This is a genomic window from Mycobacterium sp. SMC-19 (genome assembly GCF_045310815.1).
In the GTDB taxonomy this organism is placed as follows: Bacteria; Actinomycetota; Actinomycetes; order Mycobacteriales; family Mycobacteriaceae; genus Mycobacterium.
This window is the reverse complement of sequence record NZ_JBJIAM010000002.1, coordinates 593,596-616,860: the sequence shown is the minus strand read 5'-3', so window position 1 is coordinate 616,860 and position 23,265 is coordinate 593,596. Positions and strand designations below refer to the sequence as shown.

At 67.7% G+C, this 23,265-nt stretch carries 19 protein-coding genes; 8 read left to right on the top strand and 11 right to left on the bottom strand.

Features of this window, described 5'->3' with window-relative positions; genetic code table 11:
- The first annotated feature begins 40 nt into the window (after positions 1 to 40).
- A complete protein-coding gene (locus ACJH5R_RS07030) occupies positions 41 to 1,645 on the top strand; it encodes a hypothetical protein (protein WP_406757158.1) in 1,605 nt (534 codons plus the stop codon).
- 27 nt (positions 1,646 to 1,672) lie between these two features.
- Here the strand turns inward: ACJH5R_RS07030 and ACJH5R_RS07025 are convergent, their stop codons facing one another.
- The 6 genes from ACJH5R_RS07025 to ACJH5R_RS07000 form a co-directional block, all read right to left on the bottom strand.
- The gene (locus ACJH5R_RS07025; RefSeq protein WP_406781553.1) at positions 1,673 to 3,784 is read right to left on the bottom strand and encodes a hypothetical protein; all 2,112 of its coding nucleotides are present in this window, start codon (positions 3,782 to 3,784) and stop codon (positions 1,673 to 1,675) included.
- 69 nt (positions 3,785 to 3,853) lie between these two features.
- A complete protein-coding gene (locus tag ACJH5R_RS07020; RefSeq protein WP_406781552.1) occupies positions 3,854 to 6,052 on the bottom strand; it encodes a malate synthase G in 2,199 nt (732 codons plus the stop codon).
- A gap of 49 nt (positions 6,053 to 6,101) precedes the next feature.
- Complete coding sequence (locus ACJH5R_RS07015) at positions 6,102 to 6,983, bottom strand: 3-methyladenine DNA glycosylase (RefSeq protein ID WP_406781551.1); 882 nt, start codon at positions 6,981 to 6,983, stop codon at positions 6,102 to 6,104.
- A complete protein-coding gene (locus ACJH5R_RS07010; RefSeq protein WP_406781550.1) occupies positions 6,976 to 8,046 on the bottom strand; it encodes a hemolysin family protein in 1,071 nt (356 codons plus the stop codon). Before ACJH5R_RS07010 ends, ACJH5R_RS07015 begins: the two co-directional genes overlap by 8 nt.
- Complete coding sequence (locus ACJH5R_RS07005) at positions 8,039 to 9,385, bottom strand: hemolysin family protein (protein WP_406781549.1); 1,347 nt, start codon at positions 9,383 to 9,385, stop codon at positions 8,039 to 8,041. The genes ACJH5R_RS07010 and ACJH5R_RS07005 overlap by 8 nt, the downstream gene beginning before the upstream one ends.
- A 24-nt stretch (positions 9,386 to 9,409) precedes the next feature.
- A complete protein-coding gene (locus ACJH5R_RS07000) occupies positions 9,410 to 10,846 on the bottom strand; it encodes a GuaB1 family IMP dehydrogenase-related protein (protein WP_406781548.1) in 1,437 nt (478 codons plus the stop codon).
- Between the two features lie 791 nt (positions 10,847 to 11,637).
- Here ACJH5R_RS07000 and ACJH5R_RS06995 point away from each other — a divergent pair.
- The 3 genes from ACJH5R_RS06995 to ACJH5R_RS06985 are packed head-to-tail and all read left to right on the top strand — an operon-like array spanning position 11,638 to position 14,719.
- A complete protein-coding gene (locus ACJH5R_RS06995) occupies positions 11,638 to 12,702 on the top strand; it encodes a histidine phosphatase family protein (protein WP_406757151.1) in 1,065 nt (354 codons plus the stop codon).
- A 12-nt stretch (positions 12,703 to 12,714) separates the two neighbouring features.
- On the top strand, positions 12,715 to 13,821 hold the full coding sequence (locus ACJH5R_RS06990; protein WP_406781547.1) for a histidine phosphatase family protein: 1,107 nt from the start codon (positions 12,715 to 12,717) through the stop codon (positions 13,819 to 13,821).
- A gap of 22 nt (positions 13,822 to 13,843) precedes the next feature.
- Complete coding sequence (locus ACJH5R_RS06985; RefSeq protein WP_406757149.1) at positions 13,844 to 14,719, top strand: alpha/beta fold hydrolase; 876 nt, start codon at positions 13,844 to 13,846, stop codon at positions 14,717 to 14,719.
- A 4-nt stretch (positions 14,720 to 14,723) separates the two neighbouring features.
- Here ACJH5R_RS06985 and gndA read toward each other — a convergent pair whose 3' ends face one another.
- From gndA to ACJH5R_RS06970, 3 genes are read right to left on the bottom strand one after another with little or no spacing between them, the layout of a single operon-like run.
- Positions 14,724 to 16,172: an NADP-dependent phosphogluconate dehydrogenase gene (gndA, locus tag ACJH5R_RS06980; RefSeq protein WP_406757148.1), complete on the bottom strand. Its 1,449-nt coding sequence runs from the start codon at positions 16,170 to 16,172 to the stop codon at positions 14,724 to 14,726.
- A 54-nt stretch (positions 16,173 to 16,226) separates the two neighbouring features.
- Positions 16,227 to 17,165, bottom strand: a complete 939-nt coding sequence (locus ACJH5R_RS06975; protein WP_406757147.1) for a M56 family metallopeptidase — start codon at positions 17,163 to 17,165, stop codon at positions 16,227 to 16,229.
- Positions 17,166 to 17,179: 14 nt separating this feature from the next.
- Positions 17,180 to 17,596 carry a BlaI/MecI/CopY family transcriptional regulator gene (locus ACJH5R_RS06970; protein ID WP_406757146.1) on the bottom strand — a complete coding sequence of 139 codons (417 nt, stop codon included), beginning with the start codon at positions 17,594 to 17,596 and terminating at the stop codon, positions 17,180 to 17,182.
- Between the two features lie 139 nt (positions 17,597 to 17,735).
- On the opposite strand from ACJH5R_RS06970, the gene ACJH5R_RS06965 reads away from it, so the two are divergent.
- On the top strand, positions 17,736 to 18,149 hold the full coding sequence (locus tag ACJH5R_RS06965; protein WP_406757145.1) for a PaaI family thioesterase: 414 nt from the start codon (positions 17,736 to 17,738) through the stop codon (positions 18,147 to 18,149).
- Between the two features lie 25 nt (positions 18,150 to 18,174).
- On the opposite strand, the gene ACJH5R_RS06960 is transcribed toward ACJH5R_RS06965, so the two are convergent.
- Both ACJH5R_RS06960 and ACJH5R_RS06955 read right to left on the bottom strand, forming a co-directional pair.
- Positions 18,175 to 19,560 carry an NAD(P)/FAD-dependent oxidoreductase gene (locus ACJH5R_RS06960; protein ID WP_406757144.1) on the bottom strand — a complete coding sequence of 462 codons (1,386 nt, stop codon included), beginning with the start codon at positions 19,558 to 19,560 and terminating at the stop codon, positions 18,175 to 18,177.
- Positions 19,561 to 19,668: 108 nt separating this feature from the next.
- Positions 19,669 to 20,340 (bottom strand): SDR family oxidoreductase, encoded by a 672-nt coding sequence (locus tag ACJH5R_RS06955; protein WP_406781546.1) that lies wholly within the window; start codon positions 20,338 to 20,340, stop codon positions 19,669 to 19,671.
- 224 nt (positions 20,341 to 20,564) lie between these two features.
- Between ACJH5R_RS06955 and modA the strand changes: the two genes are divergently transcribed.
- Genes modA through ACJH5R_RS06940 form a run of 3 tightly spaced genes read left to right on the top strand, consistent with a single transcriptional unit; the run spans position 20,565 to position 23,230 of the window.
- On the top strand, positions 20,565 to 21,320 hold the full coding sequence (modA, locus tag ACJH5R_RS06950; RefSeq protein WP_406757142.1) for a molybdate ABC transporter substrate-binding protein: 756 nt from the start codon (positions 20,565 to 20,567) through the stop codon (positions 21,318 to 21,320).
- Positions 21,321 to 21,326: 6 nt separating this feature from the next.
- The gene (locus tag ACJH5R_RS06945; RefSeq protein ID WP_406757141.1) at positions 21,327 to 22,118 is read left to right on the top strand and encodes an ABC transporter permease; all 792 of its coding nucleotides are present in this window, start codon (positions 21,327 to 21,329) and stop codon (positions 22,116 to 22,118) included.
- Complete coding sequence (locus tag ACJH5R_RS06940; RefSeq protein ID WP_406757140.1) at positions 22,115 to 23,230, top strand: sulfate/molybdate ABC transporter ATP-binding protein; 1,116 nt, start codon at positions 22,115 to 22,117, stop codon at positions 23,228 to 23,230. Before ACJH5R_RS06945 ends, ACJH5R_RS06940 begins: the two co-directional genes overlap by 4 nt.
- The last annotated feature ends 35 nt before the right edge of the window (positions 23,231 to 23,265 follow it).

Below are 23,265 nucleotides of genomic sequence, written 5' to 3'. Positions count from 1 at the left end.
CCTCATCCGAATCGTGATTAACATCATATGAGGAGAGATCATGCAACACCTCACTCTTCGTCCGTACCTCACAGCCGGTGTCGCCGTCGTGGGCGCCGGGATGCTCGCGGTCGTGCCGGTGGCGCCGTCTTCTGCGCCGGCGCTCTCACCAGCCGGCGCACCCGCCGTTGCACTGACCACCACCTACACCGAGTTGTTCACCAATACCTGGGACAACGTGCAGAACATCAGTGCGCACGCCGATTGGTCCGGGATCTTCCAGGTCTTCACCGCGATGTTCACCAACCCGCTCGGCGTGATCGGTGCCTTCACCGACCTCACCCCGACGGTGGACACCGACATCACCTCGCTGCCGGCGACGGTGTCGGTGCAACTGGCGCCGGCAATGGAGTTGCTGATCGCCAATCTGGGGTCGCAGGCGGCGACCCTGAACGCGCTCAGCAGCGTGATGGCCGAGCTGGGCGACCCGGCGACCGGTTTCACCGCGCTGCTCAACGCGCCGGCCACCGTGCTCAACGCCTACCTGAACGGCCAGGACAACCTGAGTCTGCTCGGCGGCATCATCAACATCCCGGCATTCAACGGCATCCTGGCGCCGGAGCAGAACCTGGAGGTCGACCTCAACCTGACCAAACTGCTGGACGCACTGGGGCTGGGCAACCTGGATCTGACCAACGTCAACCTCGCGGCCCTGATCGACCAACTCGGCCTGGGCGATCTGACCCTGGGGGGACTGCTCACCCAGCTGGGGATCAGCGGTGACGGTTTGGGTGACTTGCTGAAGCTGGGCAGCAACGTCACCGACCTGGGCGGACTGCTGGACTTTCTGGGCCTGGGCAACCTCGGCCTGGGCAGCCTCAGCTTGACCGGCATCCTGAGCGGGCTGGGCCTGGACACCGACGTCGACCTGAACAGCCTGAGCCTCGACGACGTGCTGAACGCGTTCGGCATCAACACCGAGATCAACCTCGGCCTGGCCCAATTACTGACGAATCTGGGCTTCGGCGGCCTGGTCGATACCTCGCTGGGATCGCTGGTCGGCGGGCTGCCGGGAGGTGTGCTGACCGATATCACCGGCATCCTGAACTCGGTTCTGGCAGGCATCATCAACGGCCTGCCGTTGGTCGGTCCCCTTCTGCAAGAGGTTCTCGGTGCCGTAGTCCTTACCCCGCAGAATCTGATCGACGCGCTGAACACCGTCACCTTCGGTGACCTGTTAGGCGGTCAGAGCATCGACGAGACGGTCAGCTCGCTGCTGGGCGCTCTCGGGGTCTCGCTGCCGACCGGCGACCTCACCATCGGCGGCATCCTGGAAGGTCTCGGCTTCGCCGACTCCACCGGTGACCTGACGCTGGGCGGCCTGCTGGGCGGACTCGGTGGCGGGCTGCTCGGAATCGACGTCACCGGACTGTTGAACGGCCTGGACCTGGGTGGCCTGATCAGCGGCCTGGGCCTGGACAACCTGCCGCTGAACCTCGGCGACTTGGTCGGTGACCTGTCGAACCTGAACCTGGGTGAGCTGCTCGACGATCTCGGCTTGGGCAACCTGGACCTGGCCAGCATCAGTGTCGGCTCGTTCGGCGGGATGATCACCGAACTGCTGGTCACCGTGCCGCAGCAGATCCTGGACGCGCTGGGCGGGTAGCGCGGTAGGGCGCCGGCCCAGGGTGCGTCAGCTCAGCAGCGAATTCAGCGCGCCGGCCAGTTCGGGGGAGTTCGCCCCGCGCAGATTCTGGTACGTGCCACCGGAAAGTGACGCCACCGACTGCCAGGTCGCTTGGTCGGCGTCCGCGCCGAAGTCGATGACGTTGACGGCCACCGGTCGTTCCGGATCGATGTTGGCCCGGATGAAATCCTGAAGCCCAGTGCCGTCCAAGGTCCGGTCGGTATGCGGACCCGCCGTGATGACCAGTACCGAATTGGCCTGTCCGGGGTGATAGTTGGCCAACGCCTGGTTGTACACCAGGCGCAACGTCGTGAACGACACCGCGCCGCCAGGCGTCGAGCTCAGCTCGTTGAGCTCGCTGACCAAGGTCTCCGCACGGGTCCCGCCGTTGAGCGGCTCGTCCAGCGGACCCCCGGTGACCACATTGCGGCCCTCGGTGCCGTCGAAGGTCCACAGGCCCACAGACGAAGTCGGGGACAGGGCCTTGATCCGTTGATCCAGGGCGGCGATCACATGGGCCAACCGGCTCTTACCGCCTTCGTCGGTGGTCATCGACTGGTCGAGCATCACCGTGACCGCCGCGCTGCCCGGCAACGTGGTCAGGGCGCCCGCCAGGGCGGCGCGCGTCGCATCGTCGTCGACCGACAGGGTGTCTGACACCGCCGGGAAACCGGTCACCTCGCTGCTCGGCGGTTCGACGCCTTCAACGCGGAATCCGGCTTTGGCCAACTCGGAGAGCTGGTCGGGTTTGCGGGCGAAGCGGGCGAACTCGCTGGCGGCGCTGACCTGCTCCTGCGACAACCAGGAGCCGGCGAGCAGCACGGTGGGGTAGTCGGCGACCGGCACCGGTCCCGGCGGCCGCCAGGAGCTCAGCTCTGTCGCCGGGTCCGACAGCGACTGGCCGCGGGTGAACAGTTGCTGCTCGGTGGTCACCACCGCGTGCACCGGTGCGGAGGCAAGATTTCCTTGGCGCAGAAGCACGTTCATGGCCTCGGCGAGCGAAGAATCGGTGAGCTTCGGCTGCTCGCCCGCGAGCCGATGTACACCGCCGACCCCGTCAACGATCGGGGCGCCCTTGGGGGCGACACCCGCAGCCACCGCCTCGCCGGCCAGGAAAGCGGCATCGGCGTTACCGCCGATCGGGAGCGCCAGCCGCAGCGGCCCCCAGCCGGCCAGCCCGAGCCGGCCCAGGCCGTCAGGATCGGTCTGCAGGTCCGGCAGACTCGCCCAACTCTGCTTCTGTAGTGCGCTTTTGAGCTCGGGGCGAATCGCCAACAACACCGGCGAGGTGACCAGCGACCGACTGTCGCTGACCGTTTCCGCCCCCGCGGAGGCCTGCAGCCGAGCCGTGGAGACCGAACTGCCAGGGATCCACAGCGCCGGGCGCTGCCCGAGTTGCGCCGGCCAGTCGCCGATGAAACCGCTGACGACAGCATCGGAATCGACCGGCTTGACCTGCACCGACACGCAGCGATCGCCGACGGGCTTCGCGGTCTTGTTGAACCTGTCGGCGAAACCCTGCACATGGTCGGCGATCGATGGATCTGCCACGACGGCAACCGTCAGATCGCCGGCTGCGCAGTTGCCTGCGGCGTCGGCGGAACGATGTGACAGTGAATTGCCGAAGAAGCGCCACAGGATCACCGCACCCACCACAACGATCACCGTGACAAGTGCGGCGACCACGCCGACGCTGACACCGCGCGTCCCCGAGTCGTTGCGATGCCGGCGCCACCGGTCGAGATCGCGGTGGCCACCGCGCGGCTCGTCTTGATCCGATACCGATGACTCCCCGTTGACGCCGCCGATGGCCCCGAAAGGACCGGTGCGGTAACGCGATTCCTCATCGGGTTCACCGCCGCGACGCATGTACTGCGCCGGGTCGGCATCGTCGTATCCTGCATCGTCGTATCGTGGCTCGCCATATCCGGCGTCACCACCGGCGGGGAACGTCTCGTCGTAGAACGCGTCGTGATAGTCGTCGACGTAGTCGTCGTCGTCCGGGTCGCCGAGGCCGAAGAGCTCGGGTCCGCCGGACAGGTGGCTGTCGTCGGGTTCCTCGCCCCCCAACGGCTCATCTGCGGAATCGTCCGGGCCGGGGAAACTGTGCCTACCCACGGTGGGTGCGTCCTCTCCGACTGGTCAGTTGTCCGGCCACGGTGTTGTCCACTGAAGATCTGCGCCGGATCAGATACCGGCCTGGGCTTTGAACTCCCGCCGACGCCGGTGCAGGATCGGCTCGGTGTAGCCGTTGGGCTGGGTGGTCCCGGACAGGATCAGCTCGCGGGCGGCCGCGAACGCGATGCTGGATTCGAAGTCGGGTGCCATCGGCAGGTAACTCGCGTCACCGGCGTTCTGGCGGTCCACTGCCGGGGCCATCCGCTCCAGGCTGGACTGCACGTCGTCGGCGGTGATGACCCCGTGCCGCAGCCAGTTTGCCAGCAGCTGAGACGAGATCCGCAGCGTGGCACGGTCTTCCATCAGCGCCACGTCGTGGATGTCGGGGACCTTCGAACAACCCACACCCTGGTCGATCCAGCGCACCACGTAGCCGAGGATCGACTGGCAGTTGTTGTCGACCTCCTCGCGGATCTCGTCGGGCGCCCAGGCCAGGCCTTCGGACAGCGGAATGGTCAGCAGCGCATCGATTGTGGCGCGCCGCTTTCCGGCCAGTTCCTTCTGCACCTCGAAGACGTCCACCTGGTGGTAGTGCATCGCGTGCAGGGTTGCGGCGGTGGGAGAGGGCACCCACGCGGTGCTGGCACCCGAGCGCGGGTGGCCGATCTTCTGGGTGACCATGTCGGCCATCAGATCGGTCATCGCCCACATGCCCTTGCCGATCTGGGCGTGGCCGGTCAAGCCGGTGGCCAACCCCGCGTCGACGTTGTTGTCCTCGTACGCCAGGATCCACGGCTGCGACTTCATGCTGGCCTTGCGGACCATGGGCCCGGCCTCCATCGACGTGTGGATCTCGTCTCCGGTGCGGTCCAGGAAGCCGGTGTTGATGAACACCACCCGGTCGGCGGCGGCCTTGATGCACGCCCGCAGGTTGACCGTGGTCCGCCGCTCCTCGTCCATGATGCCGATCTTGAGGGTCTTCTGCGGCAGGCCCAGGACGTCTTCGACCCGGCTGAACAGCTCGGCGGTGAAGGCGACCTCATCGGGGCCATGCATCTTGGGCTTGACGATGTAGATCGATCCGGTGCGGCTGTTGACCAGCGGCCCGTTGTCGTCGGAGGCGGTCAGGCCGTGCGCGGCGATCAGCCCGGTGAACAACGCGTCCTGGATGCCCTCGAACACCTCTCGGTCTTCCGCGCCGTCGGAGCTCCGGACGATGGCATCGTTGGTCATCAGGTGACCCACGTTGCGGACGAACATCAGGCTGCGGCCCGGCAGGGTCAGGGTTCCCCCGTCCGGTGCGGTGAACTCACGGTCGGCGGCCAGGGTGCGGGTGAAGGTCTTGTCGCCCTTGCGGACCTGTTCGGACAGGTCGCCCCGATTCAGTCCTAGCCAGTTGCGGTACCCGAGCACCTTGTCCTCGGCGTCGACCGCGGCCACCGAGTCCTCGAAGTCCATGATCGTGGTGACCGCCGATTCGAGCACCACGTCTTTGATGCCGGCGGCGTCGGTGGATCCGATCGGGGAGGCCGGGTCGATCAGAATCTCGACGTGCAGGCCGTGGTGGGACAGCAGCACCGACGACGGCGCTGCGGCCTCGCCGGTGTAGCCGACGAATTCCGCGGGTGCGGCGACTGCGGTCTCGAGGCCGTCGCCGAGCGTGACCACCAGCGCGCCGTCGGTGACCGCGAAGCTCTTGACCTCGGTCCAGGCGCCGTTGGCCAGCGGCACGGAGTCGTCGAGGAACCTACGGGCGTAGGCGATCACCTTGTCGCCGCGCACCTTGTTGTACGACGTGCCCTTCTCGGCTCCGTCGTCCTCGCTGATCACGTCGGTCCCGTAGAGCGCGTCGTACAGCGAGCCCCAGCGCGCGTTGGCGGCGTTGAGCGCGAACCGGGCGTTGAGCACGGGGACGACCAGCTGCGGGCCGGCCTGCACCGCGATCTCGTCGTCCACACCGGCCGTGCTGACGGTGAAGTCCTCGGGTTCGGGCAGCAGGTAGCCGATCTCGGTGAGGAAGGCCCGGTAAGCCTCGGTGTCCAGCGGCTCGATCACCCGGTGCCGGTGCCACTTGTCGATCTGCGCCTGCAGCTCGTCGCGACGCGCAAGCAGCTCCTGGTTCTTGGGCGTCAGATCGGTGACGACTTTGTCCACGCCGGCCCAGAAGCTGTCGGGGTCGACACCGGTGCCCGGCAGCGCCTCGTCGGTGATGAAGTCATACAGCACGCGTGCGACCTGCAAGTCGCCCACCGACACCCGGTCCGTCATGATTTCCTCCCTCATAGCCGATCTACCACCTTACCGGCAGGTCGCGAGGCTATTCGCATCCGGCGAATTCTGTCAGCAGGTCACACCGGTCCAGCAGAGCCGCCCGCAGCGGCGTGGCGCGCTGTGCGATCTCGCTTTGGCGGCGGACGTATTCGGCACGGCCGGCCGCGTTTTCGATGGTGATCGGTGCGTAACCGTAGTCGCTCAGGTCATAGGGGCTGGCGCGCATGTCGAGCTCGCGCGCCGACGCGGCCAGCTGAAGGCAGGCGAGGAGTAGTTCGGAGTCGATCAGCGGTCCCAGCTTGTAGCACCACTTGTAGAGGTCCATGTTGGCGTGCAGGCAACCCGGCTGCTCCCAAGCGATTTGGGTGGCCCGGCTCGGCGCCCCGGCATTGCGGGGCACCGCGGCGGGAGTGAAGAAACGGAAGGCGTCGAAGTGGGTGCAGCGCAGCGGAATTGACTCGACCACCGCGTCGGTTTCGGCAGCACTCAGTCGCAGCGGTACATGACCGTGGCGCACGCTGTCGCCCTGAAACACCATCGCCCACTCGTGCAGGCCGAAGCAGTTCAGCTGAGCCGGCCGCGCAGCGGTGGCGCGTAACAGCCCTGCGACGAACGTCACGGTGTCGACTCGCTCACGCAGGTATTCCTCGGCGACGCCGACCTGGCCGCCGCGTACCGCGTAGCCGCGCCGTCCGCCATAGTGGCGCAATGCCTCCGGCCCGGCGAGCGTCACGCCGAAACCGGGATTCCAGCTGCGCAACTGTGCCGGCCGCAGGCTGTAATAGCTGAACAGGAATTTCGGCACCGGGTCGCCGTCAGCGATCCGGCGCAGCTGCGGGGCCAGGAAGTCCTTGAGTCGCTGCCGGTACGCCGCGGCCCGGGGCTGCCACCGCACGCCGTCCAGAATCCGTTCCGCCAGGTCAAACACGGTGCGTCCCGTCGCGCACGGTGCCCACGACGTCCTCGACCATATCTTCGAGGGTCACCATCGCCACCGCTGTACCGTCCTCGGCGACCGCCAAAGCCAGATGGCTGTTGAGACGCCGCAGCCGTGACAAGGCATCGGCCAGCGGCAGGGAGGCGGGGATACGCGGCAGGGGCCGTACCGCGGCGACGTCGACAACGGCGTCCGCAGCGGCGCCTAACCCGGTGGAGGTCTCGCCGAGCAACAGCACATCCTTGATGTGCAGGTAGCCGACGAATTCGTCCTGGTCGACGACCGGGAACCGGGAGTAACCGGTCTGAGCGAAGGCCTTTTCGATCGCGGCCACGGTCGGGCCGCGTCCGGCGCTCGCCACCGGCACGGCGCGAATGTCGCCGATCGGCAGCGCGACATCGGCGACCACCCGGGTGCGGATCTGCAGGGCGCGGGTCAACCGGGTGTATTCCTCGAGGTCGAGCAGACCCGCCGAGACCGACTCGGCGATCATCTCGCTCAACTCGACGGTGGACACCGTGATCTCCAGCTCGTCCTTGGGCTCCACCCGCATGGCGCGCAGAGTGACGTTGGCGCACCAGTTGTAGAACACGATGAACGGCCGGGCAGCGGCCATGTAGACCAGGTAGGGCGGGATCAGCAGCATCGCCGCCGTCTCCGGGCCCGCCAGGGCGATGTTCTTGGGCACCATCTCGCCCAACAGCAGATGCAGCGCCACCACGATCGTCAACGCGACGACGAACGCCACCGTGTGCAGCAGCGGATCCGGGATTCCGGCCAGCCGAAACGCGGGCGCAAGCAGGTCGGCGACAGTCGGCTCACCGATGCGGCCGAGCAGGATCGAGCACACCGTGACGCCCAATTGTGCTCCGGCCAGCATTCGGGACAGCTGCTCACCGGCCCGGATCACCGTAACCGCACTTTGCCTGCCCTGTTCGGCCAGCGCCTCGAGCCGGTCGCGTCGTGCTGAGATCAGCGAGAACTCGGCGGCGACGAAGAAGGCGTTCGCCGCGATCAGCAGCACGGTCAGTGCGATGTTGAACAGATCAGCCATCGCCTGCCCCCAGCCGGGTGAGTTCCAGCAGATCGATGCGCCGGCCGTCCATCCGGACCACCCGGGCCAGCCAGCGTGGTGGGTGCGTGGAGAGCTCGTCGGGGTCGAACGCGGTCAGCTCGACGGTCTCCCCGGCGGCCGGGATGTGGCCGAGTTCCTGCAACACCAGTCCGCCGATGGTTTCGTAGGAGCCCTCCGGTGCGCGGTAGCCGGTGGCGGCGGCCACTTCGTCGATGCGCAGCAGGCCCGATACCTGCCAACCGCCGCCGGAGGCCACCACGTCGGGAGTGGCGTCGTCGTGTTCGTCGCGGACATCACCGACGATCTCCTCGATGAGGTCTTCGACGGTCACCATCCCGGCGGTGCCGCCGTATTCGTCGACCACCATGGCAGCCTGCTGTCCGTTGGCCCGGATCTGTTCCATCACGGCGTCGCCGTCGAGGGTAGAGGGCACCACCGCAACCGGTTGGGCCACGGCCGTGACCCGGGTGGATGCGCGATCGGCGACGGCGACCGCGAACACTTGCTTGACGTGAACGATGCCGACGGTGGCGTCCAGATCGCCGTCGACCACCGGAAACTTGGAGAAACCGGTGTCGATGGCGACCGCGGCCAGATCGGCGACGGTGTCGCCGGCCTGCAGGCTCACGATCTTGGACCGCGGCGTCATCAGCTCGGCGGCGGTCAGGGCACCGAATCGCAGCGAACCCTCCACCAAAGCGGCGGTTGTCGGGTCGAGGGCACCGCTGCGCGCCGAATTGCGGACCAGCGACGCCAGTTCGCGCGCCGAGCGCGCCGAGGCCAGCCGGTCGGCGGGCTCGATCCCGAACCGACGCAGGATGCGGTTTGCCGTCCCGTTGGTCACCCTGATCGCGATCGCGAACAGTCGGGAGAACAGCAGTTGCGGCCCGGCCACCGCGCGGGCGATCGGCAGCGGGCGCGCCAGGGCCAGGTTCTTGGGCACCAACTCGCCGAAGACCATCGACAACGACGTCGCGATCACCAGGGCGAGGAACAGCGCAACGCCGGCAGTCATCCGCTCGGGCAGGCCCACCGCCGCCAGCGGAAGGCGCAGCCAGCGGGCCAGCACCGGTTCGGCCAGATAGCCCGTCGCCAGCGTTGTTATCGAGATGCCCAGTTGGGCGCCGGACAGTTGAAAGGACAACGTGCGGTGGGCGTCTTGGATGTAGGCGTCGCGACGGCCGCCGCGGTGGGCGTTGGCCTCCACGACACTGCGTTCCAGGGTGGTCAGGGAGAACTCGGCGGCCACGAACACCGCGGTGCCCAGGGTCAGGACCGCGAACGCCAGCAGGCTGGCCACTGTGACTACCAGGCTCATCGGATACTCATCGCCGTGTGGGTCTCACCAGCCGAACGGTAGCGGATGGCCCTCGGCGAATCCGGCAGCCGACTGCACCCCAACCACCACTCGGTGATGCAGCTGCGCCAGGTCGGCGGCTCCGACGTAGGTGCAGGTGCTGCGGAGGCCTGAGGTGATGTGGTCCAGCAGATCCTCGACGCCGCCGCGTTCGGGGTCCAGGGCCATCCGCGACTTCGAGATGCCTTCCTCGAAGAGTGCTTTGCGGGCGCGGTCGAACGCACTGTCAGCGGCGGTACGTGCGGCCACCGCGCGTTTGGACGCCATTCCGTAGCTTTCCTTGTACGGCCTGTCGTCGCGGTCGAACATCAGATCGCCGGGGGACTCGTAGGTCCCGGCGAACCAGGAGCCGATCATCACGTTCGACGCCCCGGCGGCCAGGGCCAACGCGACGTCTCGGGGATGGCGTACTCCACCGTCGGCCCACACGTGGGCGCCCAGTTCGCGCGCCGCGGCAGCACATTCGAGGACGGCGGAGAACTGGGGGCGGCCCACTCCGGTCATCATCCGAGTGGTGCACATGGCGCCCGGGCCGACGCCGACCTTGACGATGTCGGCCCCCGCGGCGATCAGGTCGCGGGTGCCGTCGGCCGACACCACGTTGCCGGCCACAACGGGCACGCCGGGATGCAGCGCCGCGACCGCGCGGATGGCTTGTAGGGCCTTTTCCTGGTGTCCGTGGGCGGTGTCGATGACCAGCAGGTCCACCCCGGCCGACAGCAGGGCGGCGGCCCGGGCCGTGACATCGCCGGTGATACCCACCGCGGCGGCTATGCGCAACCGTCCCTCCGCGTCAGTGGCGGGGGTGTAGATCCCGGCCCTGATCGCGCCGGTGCGGGTCACGACGCCGGCCAGGGTGCCGTCGGGATTGGTCAGCACCGCGACATCGACGGGCGAGTGCTCCAGCAGATCGAACACCGTGCGCGCATCGGTGCCGACGGGCGCGCTGATCAGCTCGGCCACCGCGACATCGCGGACCCGGGTGAAGCGATCCACGCCCTCGCAGCACGCCTTGGTGACCAACCCGGTGGGCCGGCCGTCGACCAGCACCACCGCGACGCCGTGCGCGCGTTTGGTGATCAAGGCCATCGCGTCGGACACCGAATCCTCGGGGGACAGGACGACGGGGGTGTCGGCGACCAGGTCTCGACTCTTCACGAACGCCACGGTGTGCCTCGCGGCATCGATCGGCAGATCCTGGGGCAGCACCACGATCCCGCCACGCCGAGCAACCGTCTCGGCCATCCGCCGGCCTGCTACCGCGGTCATATTGGCCACCACCACCGGGATCGTGGTGCCCGACCCGTCGCGGGTGGCCAGATCGACGTCCAGGCGTGAGTCGACGGCCGAGCGGTTGGGGACGATGAAGACGTCGTTATAGGTCAGGTCATGGGTGGGGTCGTATCCGCTGACGAACCTCATTGGGCGACCACCACCGGTCTGTCGGGTTCCGAAGAGCCCATCTGTTCGCCTCCACATGTCATGAGCCGGCCTTCACCACGCACCGGCCGGATCCGTTTCGGCCCGGTCAGCCACGCTACCGCCAGCATGACGACGGACACCACCTGACGCGATATCAACCGAATGAAAAATTGATCTTCCTCACAGCAGGTTAGTCGGTTAAACTCATGGAGACTTTTAAGGGAGCGGAGATGACAGTTAGCTGCAACCAGCGAGGCGCCGCCACCGCGGCCCCGGTTGCGGCTTCTTGCGTCCCCCCGGTGGTCGGTCGTGGCGTCCGCCGACAGGCGATCGAAGCGAGGCTGGAGCGGCGGGAATGCACCGTCGAGGGATACCTGCAGCGCAAACTGCACCGGCAGTGGCGCAACCGGGGATCGTAACCCGCCCAATCCGACTCGAAATCGGCCGCGAAGGCTCGGTTTGGTGCTCTGTCTTGGATTGCAGCACAGGTAATTTGACGGGGCTATCTGCTGACGAGCAGATCGGCGAGCTTCGACCTTCCGGTTCGATTGACGATCTCCGACGCCGAAGCGGCGTAACCCCTTGGGGTGCAGAGCGAGATACGAAGCGCTCTTGCGCAGCATCGAACGTGATCGTGGACGGCGCAGGCACGGCAACTGAAGAACCCGCAGTCGACTGCGTGATGATCTGGCCCTATTGCAGTTAGCTCGCTTGCGACTGAATAGCGCTGCCCAAACTGAGAAATAGCTGAAACATTGCTGAATTCGATAACTCCAAAAGAGGTAGGCGCCATGCAGGCAAGCCACGTTCTGTCCCTCACCGCCAGCGCCGCGCTGGCCGGTGGCATCGCCGTCGTCCCGGTCGCGGCGTCGTCGCCACCGGCGGCCGCGGCCGCATTCGACATCCAGCTCACCGCCCAAGACATCGTTATCGACTTCGTGCGGCACGCAGAGATGATCTCGCCGTACGAAAACATGCTCACCCCCTCCCCGGATCATCCCGGGGCTCCGCTCAGCGAACTCGGACAGGAACAGGCGTCCGATGTCGGGAACCAGCTCTACAGCGAACTCGGCCAGGTCGCCGGCCTCTTCACCGGGCAGGGTCTCCGGGTGACGGAAACCGCCGCGCCGTTCGCTGAGCTGGTGGGCATGACCCCACAGTTATTGCCCCAACTCGACGAGGTTGACAGCGGAATCTACGCGCTCGATCCCATCGAAAGCCTCGGCGGCCGCCTGGGCTTTCTGACCGTGGGCGGCTGGACGTTGGGAGCGCCGCTGGGGTTGGCACTGCTGTCAGCCCCGGGCTCGCACGACGCGAACGGGATCGTCATGGGTGAAAGATTCGACGACGGTGTTCAAACAATGTATGACCACGCACTGGCCAACAGCGACGTCATCAGCGACAACGGCCAGGTCACCGATGTCGCGTTCACCAGCACAGCATCGATCTTCACATGGGTGATGCAGAACGTCGACAACCCCGACCTGCCGTTCTTCCTGAACCTCATCAAAGAGGCAAACAGTGTCCCGAACGGCCAGACAACCATTTTCCTGCCCAACACCGCCGTCGTCGAAGTCGAGGGCAACCCCACCGACGGCTGGAAGCTGGTCAGCTGGGACGGGCACGCCATCGCGGAGAATCCGGATCTGCTGAGCGCGCTGTTCGTCGACGTGCGCGACGTGATGCTGCCGGCGCAAGCGGCGCTCTGGCACACCTGGGAGGCCATCCTCGGCGGCGATCCCACGACGATCATGAATGCGATGCAGACCGGCTTCGACGACGTCGGCTCGGCACTGGTCCAGTTCCCCGGATCGGTGTTCACCGACATCGTCGACGCCATCGGAAATCTCGGTTAGGAGGTAGCCGCCATGCAGATATCTTCGATCTCTCCGATTGCCGCCGGTGTCGCCCTCGTCGGAGCCGGTGTCATAGCCGTCGTCCCGCCGGCGCAACCCGGTGGCGCGGTCTCCGGCATTACGCTCACCAGCGGCGAGGCCCAAGACATCGTCATCGATATCGTGCGGCACGGGCAGCGAATGCCGCCGTTCAACGATGTCATCACCCCTTCACCAGACCATCCCGGTCCGCCGCTCAGCGATCTCGGCGTGCAGCAGGCGCAGGCCGTGGCGAACAAGCTTCACGACGAACTCGGCGACCACGTCGCGGGGATCTTCTCCGGACAAGCCATCAGAGACATGGACACCGCTGCGCCGTTCGCCGACCTGGAGCACATGACGACGCAGATCCTGTCCGGGCTCAACGAGATCGACAGCGGCATCTACGCCGGCCAACCGATCGCCAGCCTGTCCGGCTTCCTCTACCAGTTCACGCCGATGCTGTGGACGCTGTTCGGACTGGTGCTGGCGCCCATCCCCGGCTCGGTCGAGGACCCCAACGGGGTGGTGATGAACCAGAACTTCACCGGCGCCGTCAACGCCATGTACAGCGCCGCGATGGCCAATCCGGTCGTCAGCGACAACGGCGACATCACCGCGGTGGCCTTCAACAACGAAGCCGACATCGCCGCCTGGGTGGCGCTCAACGTCAAGAACCCCGACATCTCACTGCTGCTGCCGTTGACGCTGCAGACCATGTTCGCCAACGACGACGGATCACCGATGTTGCCCAACACCGGCATTGTGCAGATCGAAGGCAACCCCACCGACGGCTGGACGCTGGTCAGCTGGAACGGGATCGCCGTCCCCGAGGACCCGGGGCTGCTGACGAAGCTGATCATGGACGTGCGGGATCTGATCACCACACCGCAGGTAGCCGCGTGGAACCTCTACCAGGCCCTGCTCGGCGGTGACACCACCACGATCGGTGACGCGCTGCAGACCGGACTGCACGACATCAGCGCGACGTTCCTGGGATTCCCCGAGGCGGTGTTCAACGACATCACCGATGCGTTGGCGAACCTCGGGGCGGCCGACGCGAGCGGCTCGGCACTTGCCGATCTGCTGGCGTTGATCTGAGGCGCAGCGCACAATGACCGCGATGACGAATACGGCGTGGCGAAGCAGTGTCAGCGAGTGGCATGACGGCGGCGGGTGGGTGCCTACCGGCGCAGGCCGGGTGTTTGTGCGGTCAGGCGTGGGGGATGGGCCGACCATCCTTCTGCTGCACGGCTTTCCGTCCTGCTCCTATGATTTCCGGTCGGTCGTGGCCCGGCTTTCCGGTCGGTCCTGGCTGACGATGGATTTCCTCGGGTTCGGCTTGTCGGACAAGCCGCGTCCGCATCGCTACAGCCTGTTCGAGCAGGCCGACCTGGTGGAGCAGGTGGTGGCATCGAGAACAACGGGTCCGGTGGTGTTGGCCGCCCACGACATGGGCACCTCGGTGGCCACCGAACTGTTGGCGCGCGACCTTGAGGGCAACCTGACCTTCGACCTGGCACGCGCGGTGCTGACCAACGGCAGCGTGATCTTGGAGCGGGCCAGCCTGCGGCCGATCCAGAAGATACTGCGCGGCCCGCTCGGTGGCGTCGCCGCCCGACTGACCAACCGGCGCAGCTTCATTCGCGGCTTCGGCCGGCTGTTCAGCCCGGATCATCCGCTGACCGCTGATGAGGCCGCCGCACAGTGGGCCATGCTGACCCACAACGGCGGAAACCGGATTGCACACCTGCTCTCCGCCTATCTCGACGAACGGGTGCGGTATGCCCAGCGCTGGCACGGCGCGGTGCGCGACTGGCCCAAGCCGCTGGGCTTCGTGTGGGGGCTGGGCGATCCGGTGGCCACCACCAATGTGCTGGACGGCCTGCGGCAGCTGCGCCCGTCAGCCGACGTCGTCGAGCTGCCCGGGTTGGGGCATTACCCACAGGTCGAGGACCCGCAGGCCTTCACCGACGCCGTACTGCGCCTCTTGGTTTAGGCCCCTAGACCGGCACTTCGCTGCGGTCGGCGCTCCACAGCGTGTGGTACTTGCCTTCCGCGTCCACCCGGCCGTAGCTGTGGGCGCCGAAGAAGTCGCGCTGGGCCTGGGTCAGGGCGGCCGGCAGCCGCTCGGTCCGCAGCCCGTCGTAGTAGGCCAGGGCCGAGGAGAAACCGGGGGCCGGAATACCCAGGCTGATCGCCGTGGTCACCACTCGACGCCAGGAGTCGATGGCGGCCTCGACTGCGCTGCGGAAATACGGCGCGGCGAGCAGGCTCACCAGGTCGGGGTCGGTGTCGAAGGCCTCTTTGATGCGGTTGAGGAACTTCGCGCGAATGATGCAGCCGCCCCGCCAGATCGTCGCCAGGTCTCCCGGGGTGACGTTCCAGCCGTACTCGGCGCTGCCGGCCTGAATCTGGTTGAAGCCCTGCGCGTACGCGACGATTTTGGAGGCGTACAGGGCCTGGCGGACGTCCTCGGTGAATCGGGCCGCGTCCGAGGGCCGCTCGCCGAGGGCCCCGGCGGCCAGTCCCGCCGCGGCGCGCCGCTGCGGGACCGAGCCCGACAGCGCCCGGGCGAACACCGCCTCGGCGATGCCGGTGACCGGAACCCCCAGGTCCAGAGCGGACTTCACGGTCCAGCGTCCGGTGCCCTTCTGCTCGGCTTCGTCGACGATGATGTCGACCAGCGGCTGGCCGGTCTTGGCGTCGACCTGTCGCAGCACCTCGGCGGTGATCTCCACCAGGTAGCTGTCCAGCTCCCCGGCGTTCCACTCGGTGAATACGTCGGCGATCTGCGGCGCCGAGAGCCCAAGACCGTCGCGCAGCAGCTGGTAGGCCTCACCGATCAGCTGCATGTCGGAGTACTCGATGCCGTTGTGCACCATCTTCACGAAGTGTCCCGCGCCGTCCGGCCCGATGTGGGTGCAGCAGGGCACCCCGTCGACGTGGGCGGAGATCTCCTCCAGCAGCGGGCCCAGTGACTCGTAGGACTTCTTGGGGCCGCCCGGCATGATCGACGGCCCGTTCAGCGCGCCCTCCTCACCGCCGGAGATACCCGCCCCCACGAAGTGCAGGCCGCGCGCGGCCATCGCCTTCTCCCGGCGGATGGTGTCGGTGTAGAGCGCGTTGCCGCCGTCGATGATGATGTCGCCGGGCTCCATCGCGTCGGCGAGTTCGTTGATCACGGCGTCGGTCGGGTCACCGGCCTTGACCATGATCAGCACGCGCCGCGGCTTCTCAAGTGCGGCAAGGAATTCCGGAATCGATTCGCTGCGCACGAAATTTCCGTCGGAGCCGTATGCGTCGAGCAGCGCGTCGGTTTTGGCGACCGACCGGTTGTGCAGTGCCACGGTGTAGCCATGGCGGGCGAAGTTGCGCGCGATGTTGGATCCCATGACTGCCAGTCCGGTCACGCCGATCTGGGCGGTGCCAACAACTTCCGACGCGCTCATGTATTCGCCTCTCGGTGGTAGGTGATTCGATCCCGGCAGGCCGGGTGGCGCGGGTTACCCCGCGATCAGTCGATGCAGCTCGGTCAGCCACGGTACCGCGAGCGCCACCGTGGGTACCGTCAGCACCCCGGCCGCGGCCGAATAGGCGGCGGCGGCCAGCGCCGGGCTGTTGCCCCGCCCCGACAGCCGTTGCACGCGCAGCACCGTGTTGGTGCCGCCGGCCGCCAGCGCGCCGGTGGGGACTTTGCTTGAGGCACAGGTCACCAGGGCGCGGGCCAGGGGAGGGGCGCCGGCCACCCGCACGGCCGCGTCGTCGGCGAGCAGTTCGATCAACAGCCGCACCGCGTCCAGGGCGCTGGCGCTGCGCACGAACCAGGGGAACGCGGTGTGCACGGCCGAGAAGGCCTCCAGCACGAGGTCATGTCGGGCGCGCAGATGAGCTCGTTCATGGCACAACAGCGCCGCCAACTCGGTGTCACCGAGCGCGTGCAGCGTGCCCGAACTGACCACCACCCGGCTTCGCACCCCGGGCAGGCAGTAGGCGAGCGGCTGCATCACCTGCAGAATCCGCAGGCCGCTGGTGCGCACGGCGGGCGGGCGGTCGGTGACACCCACCAGGTCGACGAGCATGCGGTGGTGGGCCCGGCGCTGCCGGGTGCGGATCGCGACCCGCAACACCGTCCACGTGAGGCGCAGCCCGACCATCAGGGTCAAGGCGAAGACCGCGACGTAGAAGGTCCACAGCCCCCAACCCAGGCGGTCCAGTGAGCCGAGGATCGTTGAGGTGGGTCGGCCGTCCGGGCCCGGCATCAGCAGGCGGCTCGCGGTGGCCAGGCCCGCGCTGAACGCCGACAGCACAGCGGCGATCGCGATGGCCTGCCAGAGCACCAGCGCGGCCCGGGGGGCGCGTAGCGGCCAGTCGGCGCGCGCCAGTAGGGCGGGGACCGGCCCTACGAGCAACAGCGCGACGATGGAAAAGGCCAGCGCGGACACGCTGTTAGTCTCCCTCAGGAAGCGGGTCGGCCGCTACCTGGCAGCCGAATGCGGTGTTTGGCCTCGAGTTCGTCCAGTGCACGCCGCAACGCATCGGCCTCGTCGACACCGACCCGTTCGACGAAATGCACCAGTGCAGCCCGGCGGTCACCGGAGTCAGCAGCCTGATCGAGTGCTTCCACCATCAGCCCGGCGACCAGTTCGTCGCGGCCCCGGACCGGTGTGTAGCGGTGCGCGCGGTCGTCGCGAATCTGCGACACCAGATTCTTCTTGGCCAGTCGCTGCAGGACCGTCATCACGGTCGTGTAGGCCAGGTCGCGTTGCACTGACAGCGCTTCGTGGACCTCGCGCACCGTCTGAGACTCCGGCGACGACCACAGATGGTCCATCACCGCACGTTCCAAGTCCCCTAAATGGGTCTGTTTCGCCATGTTTGTTATCAACTCCCCGGGCAACGGAGCAAGCCTACCCTTAATTACTACCGGGCGTCGTATCAGAAGCTGAGGGTCTGCTGCGACCCCGGTGTGAGGGGAACGGATCGGCCGGGCGGGCATCGTGTAAAACCATCACATGGCTGCCACCGGAGTTCCGTCCGATTTCTCTGCGCCCTTCGACAAAGAGATCGGCCTGGTCTACACCGAGATCGGCCCGGACGGCGCGCATGCCCAGCTGGAGCTGCAGCCCAAACTCTGCCAGCCGGCGGGCATCGTGCACGGCGGCGTGTACTGCTCGATCATCGAAAGCGTGGCCAGCGTTTCGGCGCACACCTGGCTCCACCGCGACGGCGGTGACGCGGCCGGCACCGTGGTCGGGGTCAACAACAACACCGATTTCCTGCGGGCGGTCTCGTCCGGAACCGTCTACGCGGCGTCCACCCCCATCCATCGCGGCCGACGCCAGCAGTTGTGGTTGGTGACGATCACCGACGCCGACCAGCGGATGCTCGCCCGCGGCCAGGTCCGGTTGCAGAACCTGTCGGATTAGGCCGGCCGATGGCGGCGGACCGTCGCTAGCTGACCGCGCGCTCCGCACCGCGCTGTGCCTCGGCCGCCAGCACTTCGAGCTGTTCCAGCCGGGTTCTGGCGAAGGCCTGCTGCTCGGTGATGGTGAGCTGTCCGCGCCGGGTGCTCAGGAAGGTCACGTTCCACGACAGCAGGGTGCTGATCTTGTTCTTGAACCCGACCAGGTAGATCAGGTGCAGCCCCAACCAGGCCAGCCAGGCCAGGAAACCGCTGAACTCCAGCGGCCCGATCTTGGTGACCGCGGAGAACCGGGACACGGTGGCCATCGAACCCTTGTCCAGGTACTGGAAGGGCTCCCGGTCGGCCGGGTCGGCGCCGCCGAGCTCGGCCTTGATGGTGCTGGCGGCGTGCTTGGCGCCCTGGATGGCGCCCTGCGCCATACCGGGGACACCGTCGACGGCCGCCATATCGCCGACCACGAAGACGTTCGGGTGACCCGGCACGGACAGGTCCGGCAACACCTTGACCCGCCCGGCGCGGTCGAGCTCCACGTCAGACTGCTCGGCGAGATCACGGCCCAGCGGGCTGGCCGACACACCGGCGGACCACACCTTGCACTGGGACTCGATCCGCCGGATCTTGCCGTCGGCGTCCTTGACGGTCAGCCCGTTGCGGTCGACATCGGTGACCATGGCGCCGAGCTGGATCTCCACGCCCATCTTCTGCAGCCGCTCGGCTGCCTTGGCACCCAGCTTCTCGCCCATCGGCGGCAGCACGGCCGGAGCGGCATCGAGCAGGATGACCCGCGCCTTGGTCGAGTCGATGTTGCGGAACGCGCCCTTGAGTGTGTAATTGGCCAATTCGGCGATCTGCCCGGCCATTTCGACACCGGTGGGGCCCGCGCCGACCACGGTGAAGGTCAGCAGCTTCTCCCGCCGGGCCTCGTCTCGGGACCGCTCGGCCTGCTCGAAGGCGCTCAGGATGCGACCCCGCAACTCCAGGGCGTCATCGATGGTCTTCATGCCGGGCGCGAACTCGGCGAACTGGTCGTTGCCGAAGTAGGACTGCCCGGCGCCGGCCGCGATGATCAAGCTGTCGAACGGGGTGTCGTAGGTGTGGCCGAGCACCTCGGAGGTGACGAACTTGCCGGCCAGGTCGATGCGTGTGACGTCGCCGAGCAGCACCTGGGCGTTGCGCTGCTTGCGCAGCACGACACGGGTGGACGGTGCGATCTCGCCCTCGGACAGGATGCCCGTCGCAACTTGGTACAGCAGCGGCTGGAACAGGTGGTGGGTGGTACGGGCGATCAGCTTGACGTCGACGTCGGCCCGCTTGAGCTTCTTCGCCGCGGTCAACCCACCGAATCCCGAGCCGATGATGACGACCTGGTGGCGTCGGCTCTGCTGCGCAGTGACTTCAGGCTGGGCGCTCATGGGAATCCGGTTGCTCCTCGACGGTGACTGCGTTCCCCCAATACGCTAGTCGACCTAAAAGGCGGTCACCGCATCCAGTGGTTGTGGGATTAGCCACTCCCGTCACAGTCAGCCGAAGCAGGCCAGCGCTCCGTGACCGACGTGCAGCGTCTGGCCGGTGATGTGCCGGGCAGCCGGCGAGGTCAAAAACACCGCGAGACGGGCGATTTCAGCGGCCCCGGTGGGCGGCACGCGGGTCAGCCCGTCGTAGCCCGGGCGGGCGCCTTCGCCGGCGGCTACCACGTTGACGGTGATCCCGCGGGTGCCGAAGGTGGTGGCCTGTCCGGCGGTCCAGTTCGACAAGGCGGCCTTGACCGCCGCGTCGGCACTGCCGTCGCCGGGGTTGTCCGGCAGCACCGAGATGATCGAGCCGCCCGAGCGCAGGTGGTCGCCGATGGTCCCGACGGTCAGCACCGCCGAGAGCACGGTGGCGTCGAGCGCGCTGCGCCAAGCGGTGGCCTGGTCGGCCAGCGTGTAGCCGCGGGGGTCGCCGCCCTGCCAACGTGGTGCCGGGACGTTGACGATGGTGTCGAGGTGGTGCGGAAACAGTCCGCGGGCAGCCAGCATGCTTGTCGGGTCGGTGTTGTCGCAGACGACCGCGTTGGCGTCGAGTTCTTTGGCGGCGACCTCGAGCTCGGGGCCCCGCAGGCCGGCGAGCGTCACCTTGTGCCCGGCCTCGCTGAAACCCTCGGCAATCGTGCGACCCAGGTCGGTGTCACCACCGGTGACCAGCACATCCATCGGTAGATCCTCCTCGTGTTGGAAGCTATGTTACTGGACGGTAGCCGGTTTTCGGGGATGGGGCGGAACTCGGCACAGACACGATCCGGCCACGGTCCGGGGTGCGCCCCGCGCCGGCCCGCTGCGCGCTGCTTCGCAGCGCTTGCGATCGCCGCTGTGTTGACGGCGTCGACCCGCGGCGCGCTGCTTCGCAGCGCTTGCGATCGCCGCTAGGCTGCCTGACCATGGGGCGTACCCAGGCGGTCTGCGGCGCAGTGGCGGTCATGCTGGCGACGGGACTGGCCGGCTGTAGCTCCGGGCCGGCGACGCCGACGATCACGGTGTTCGCGGCGGCATCACTGGAGCCGGCGTTCACCGAGATCGCCGAGCAGTTCAAAACCGACAATCCCGGCGTGGCGGTGGCCTTCAACTTCGCCGGATCGTCAGACCTGGCCACCCAACTGACGCAAGGGGCGCGCGCCGACGTCTTCGCCTCGGCCAACACCACCCAGATGGACAAGGTCGCGCAGGCCGGCCTGCTGGACGGCGCGGCGGTGCCGTTCGCCACGAACACGCTGGTGATCGTGACGGCCCCCGGCAACCCGCACCGGGTGCGCTCCTTCGCCGATCTCGCCGAACCCGGACTCGCCGTGGTGGTGTGTCAATCGCCGGTCCCGTGCGGCGCGGCGACCCAGAAAGTCGAAGAGGCCACCGGAGTCACGGTCACACCGGTCAGCGAGGAACCCGACGTCACCGACGTCCTCAACAAGGTCACCACCGGCCAGGCCGATGCCGGTGTGGTTTATCGCACAGATGCGCAACACGCCGGAGACAAGGTGGCCACCATCGAGTTCCCCGAGGCTGCCGGCGCGGTCAACACCTACCCGATCGTGCTGCTGCGGGAAGCGCCGTCGCCCGGGCCGGCCCGCGCGTTCGTCGATCTGGTCACCGGTGAGGCGGGGCGCAAGGTGCTGCACGCGGCCGGTTTCGGTAAGCCCTGACCCGCCGTGGTCGGCCGGCCTGATCACCTGCCGGGCTGGGTCTATGTACCCGCCGCGATCGGTGCGGCGTTCGTGGTGTTGCCGCTGGTGGGGATTGCAACCAAAGTCGACTGGCCACATTTCTGGTCGCTGATCAGCAGTCCGTCGGCCACCACTGCGCTGGGACTGAGCCTGCGCACCGCCGCGGCCAGCACGGTGCTGTGTCTGCTGCTCGGCGTGCCGATGGCGTTGGTGCTGGCGCGCAGCCATGCGCGGGTGGTGCGCCTGCTACGGCCGCTGGTGCTGTTGCCGCTGGTCCTGCCACCGGTGGTGGGTGGAATTGCCCTGCTGTACGCATTCGGCCGGCTCGGATTGCTGGGACGCTATCTGGAGGCCGCCGGAATCCATATCGCGTTCACCACCACCGCGGTGGTGCTGGCACAGACATTCGTGTCGCTGCCGTTTCTGGTGATCGCCCTGGAAGGCGCGGCGCGGACCGCCGGCGCCGACTACGAGACGGTGGCGGCCACGCTGGGTGCCCGGCCCAGCGCGGTGTGGTGGCGGGTCACGCTGCCGCTGCTGACTCCGGGCCTGATCTCGGGAGCGGTGCTGGCATTCGCGCGCTCCCTCGGGGAATTCGGGGCGACGCTGACTTTCGCCGGCTCCCTTGAAGGCGTCACCCGGACGTTGCCGTTGGCCATCTATCTACAGCGAGTGTCGGATGCCGACGCCGCGGCGGCGATGTCGCTGTTGCTGGTGGCTGTCGCCGCAGTGGTGGTGCTGGGACTGGGCGTTCGGCGACTGGGCGGGATCAGATGACCGCCGAGTCCGGGGGGCTCAGCGTGGTGGCGGTGATGGCGCAGCGCGGCTTGGACGTGCGGTTCAGCGTTGCGCCGGGCGAAGTGTTGGCGGTCTTAGGGGCGAACGGCGCCGGCAAGTCCACCCTGCTGCATGTGATCGCGGGTCTGCTGCGGCCCGATGAAGGACTGGTTCGCACGGGTGATCGGGTGCTGACCGACACCCGGGCCGGGGTGCAGGTGGCCACCTGCGAGCGCCGGGTCGGGTTGCTGCTGCAGGATCCGCTGCTTTTCCCGCATCTGAATGTGGCGGCCAATGTGGCGTTCGGGTCGGGGCGCGGGCGTCGCCTCGACCGGCGCCGGGGGCACGCTCGGGCGGTCGCGGCGCCGTGGTTGCGCGCGGTCGACGCCGAGGGGCTGGCCGAGCGGCGGCCGCGGCGGCTCTCGGGAGGGCAGGCGCAGCGGGTCGCGATCGCGCGTGCGCTGGCCGCCGAACCGGAGGTGCTGTTGCTCGACGAGCCACTGGCCGGGCTCGACGTGGGAGCGGCGGCCGCGGTACGCACCGTGCTTCGCGACGTGCTCAGTGCGGCCGGTCGCACCACCGTGCTGGTCACCCACGACCTCCTCGACGTATTCGCGTTGGCTGACCGGGTGCTGGTGCTGGAGTCCGGCCGGGTCGCTGAGATCGGTCGCACCGCAGATGTATTGGCCGCGCCACGTAGTCGGTTCGGGGCACAGATCGCCGGATTCAATCTGGTGGCGGGGGTCCTTGACGGCGATGGCGTACTGCGCACCGGGTGGGGGGACAAGTGGTACGGGACCGCCGATGACGGTGTGAGCGCGGGCCGGCCGGCAGTCGCGGTCAGCACACCTCAGGCGGTGGCGGTGTACCGGGAGCCGCCGCGCCACGGCAGTCCGCGCAATCTCCTGGCGGTGACCGTGGCCGAACTCGCGGTACGCGGCAGCACGGTTCAGGTGCGCGGTGTGGACCAGCCCGACGGTGCGCCGGGACTGGCGGCAGACATCACCGCAGACGCGGCGGCGGAACTGCGCCTGACGCCGGGGGAGACGGTCTGGCTGGGGGTCAAAGCCCAGGAAGTGACGCTGCGCGCGACACACCTCGGCACGGCGTAACTTGCGTAGCGATGGCAACGCGGTAGGTTTTTCTG

Coding starts and splice junctions, on each gene's coding strand:
- ACJH5R_RS07030 (WP_406757158.1), top strand. CDS start 41: ATGCAACACCTCACTCTTCGTCCGTACCTCACAGCCGGTGTCGCCGTC.
- ACJH5R_RS07020 (WP_406781552.1), bottom strand. CDS start 6,052: ATGACGGACCGGGTGTCGGTGGGCGACTTGCAGGTCGCACGCGTGCTG.
- ACJH5R_RS07010 (WP_406781550.1), bottom strand. CDS start 8,046: ATGGCTGATCTGTTCAACATCGCACTGACCGTGCTGCTGATCGCGGCG.
- ACJH5R_RS07005 (WP_406781549.1), bottom strand. CDS start 9,385: ATGAGCCTGGTAGTCACAGTGGCCAGCCTGCTGGCGTTCGCGGTCCTG.
- ACJH5R_RS07000 (WP_406781548.1), bottom strand. CDS start 10,846: ATGAGGTTCGTCAGCGGATACGACCCCACCCATGACCTGACCTATAAC.
- ACJH5R_RS06995 (WP_406757151.1), top strand. CDS start 11,638: ATGCAGGCAAGCCACGTTCTGTCCCTCACCGCCAGCGCCGCGCTGGCC.
- ACJH5R_RS06990 (WP_406781547.1), top strand. CDS start 12,715: ATGCAGATATCTTCGATCTCTCCGATTGCCGCCGGTGTCGCCCTCGTC.
- ACJH5R_RS06985 (WP_406757149.1), top strand. CDS start 13,844: ATGACGAATACGGCGTGGCGAAGCAGTGTCAGCGAGTGGCATGACGGC.
- gndA (WP_406757148.1), bottom strand. CDS start 16,172: ATGAGCGCGTCGGAAGTTGTTGGCACCGCCCAGATCGGCGTGACCGGA.
- ACJH5R_RS06970 (WP_406757146.1), bottom strand. CDS start 17,596: ATGGCGAAACAGACCCATTTAGGGGACTTGGAACGTGCGGTGATGGAC.
- ACJH5R_RS06965 (WP_406757145.1), top strand. CDS start 17,736: ATGGCTGCCACCGGAGTTCCGTCCGATTTCTCTGCGCCCTTCGACAAA.
- ACJH5R_RS06960 (WP_406757144.1), bottom strand. CDS start 19,560: ATGAGCGCCCAGCCTGAAGTCACTGCGCAGCAGAGCCGACGCCACCAG.
- ACJH5R_RS06955 (WP_406781546.1), bottom strand. CDS start 20,340: ATGGATGTGCTGGTCACCGGTGGTGACACCGACCTGGGTCGCACGATT.
- modA (WP_406757142.1), top strand. CDS start 20,565: ATGGGGCGTACCCAGGCGGTCTGCGGCGCAGTGGCGGTCATGCTGGCG.
- ACJH5R_RS06940 (WP_406757140.1), top strand. CDS start 22,115: ATGACCGCCGAGTCCGGGGGGCTCAGCGTGGTGGCGGTGATGGCGCAG.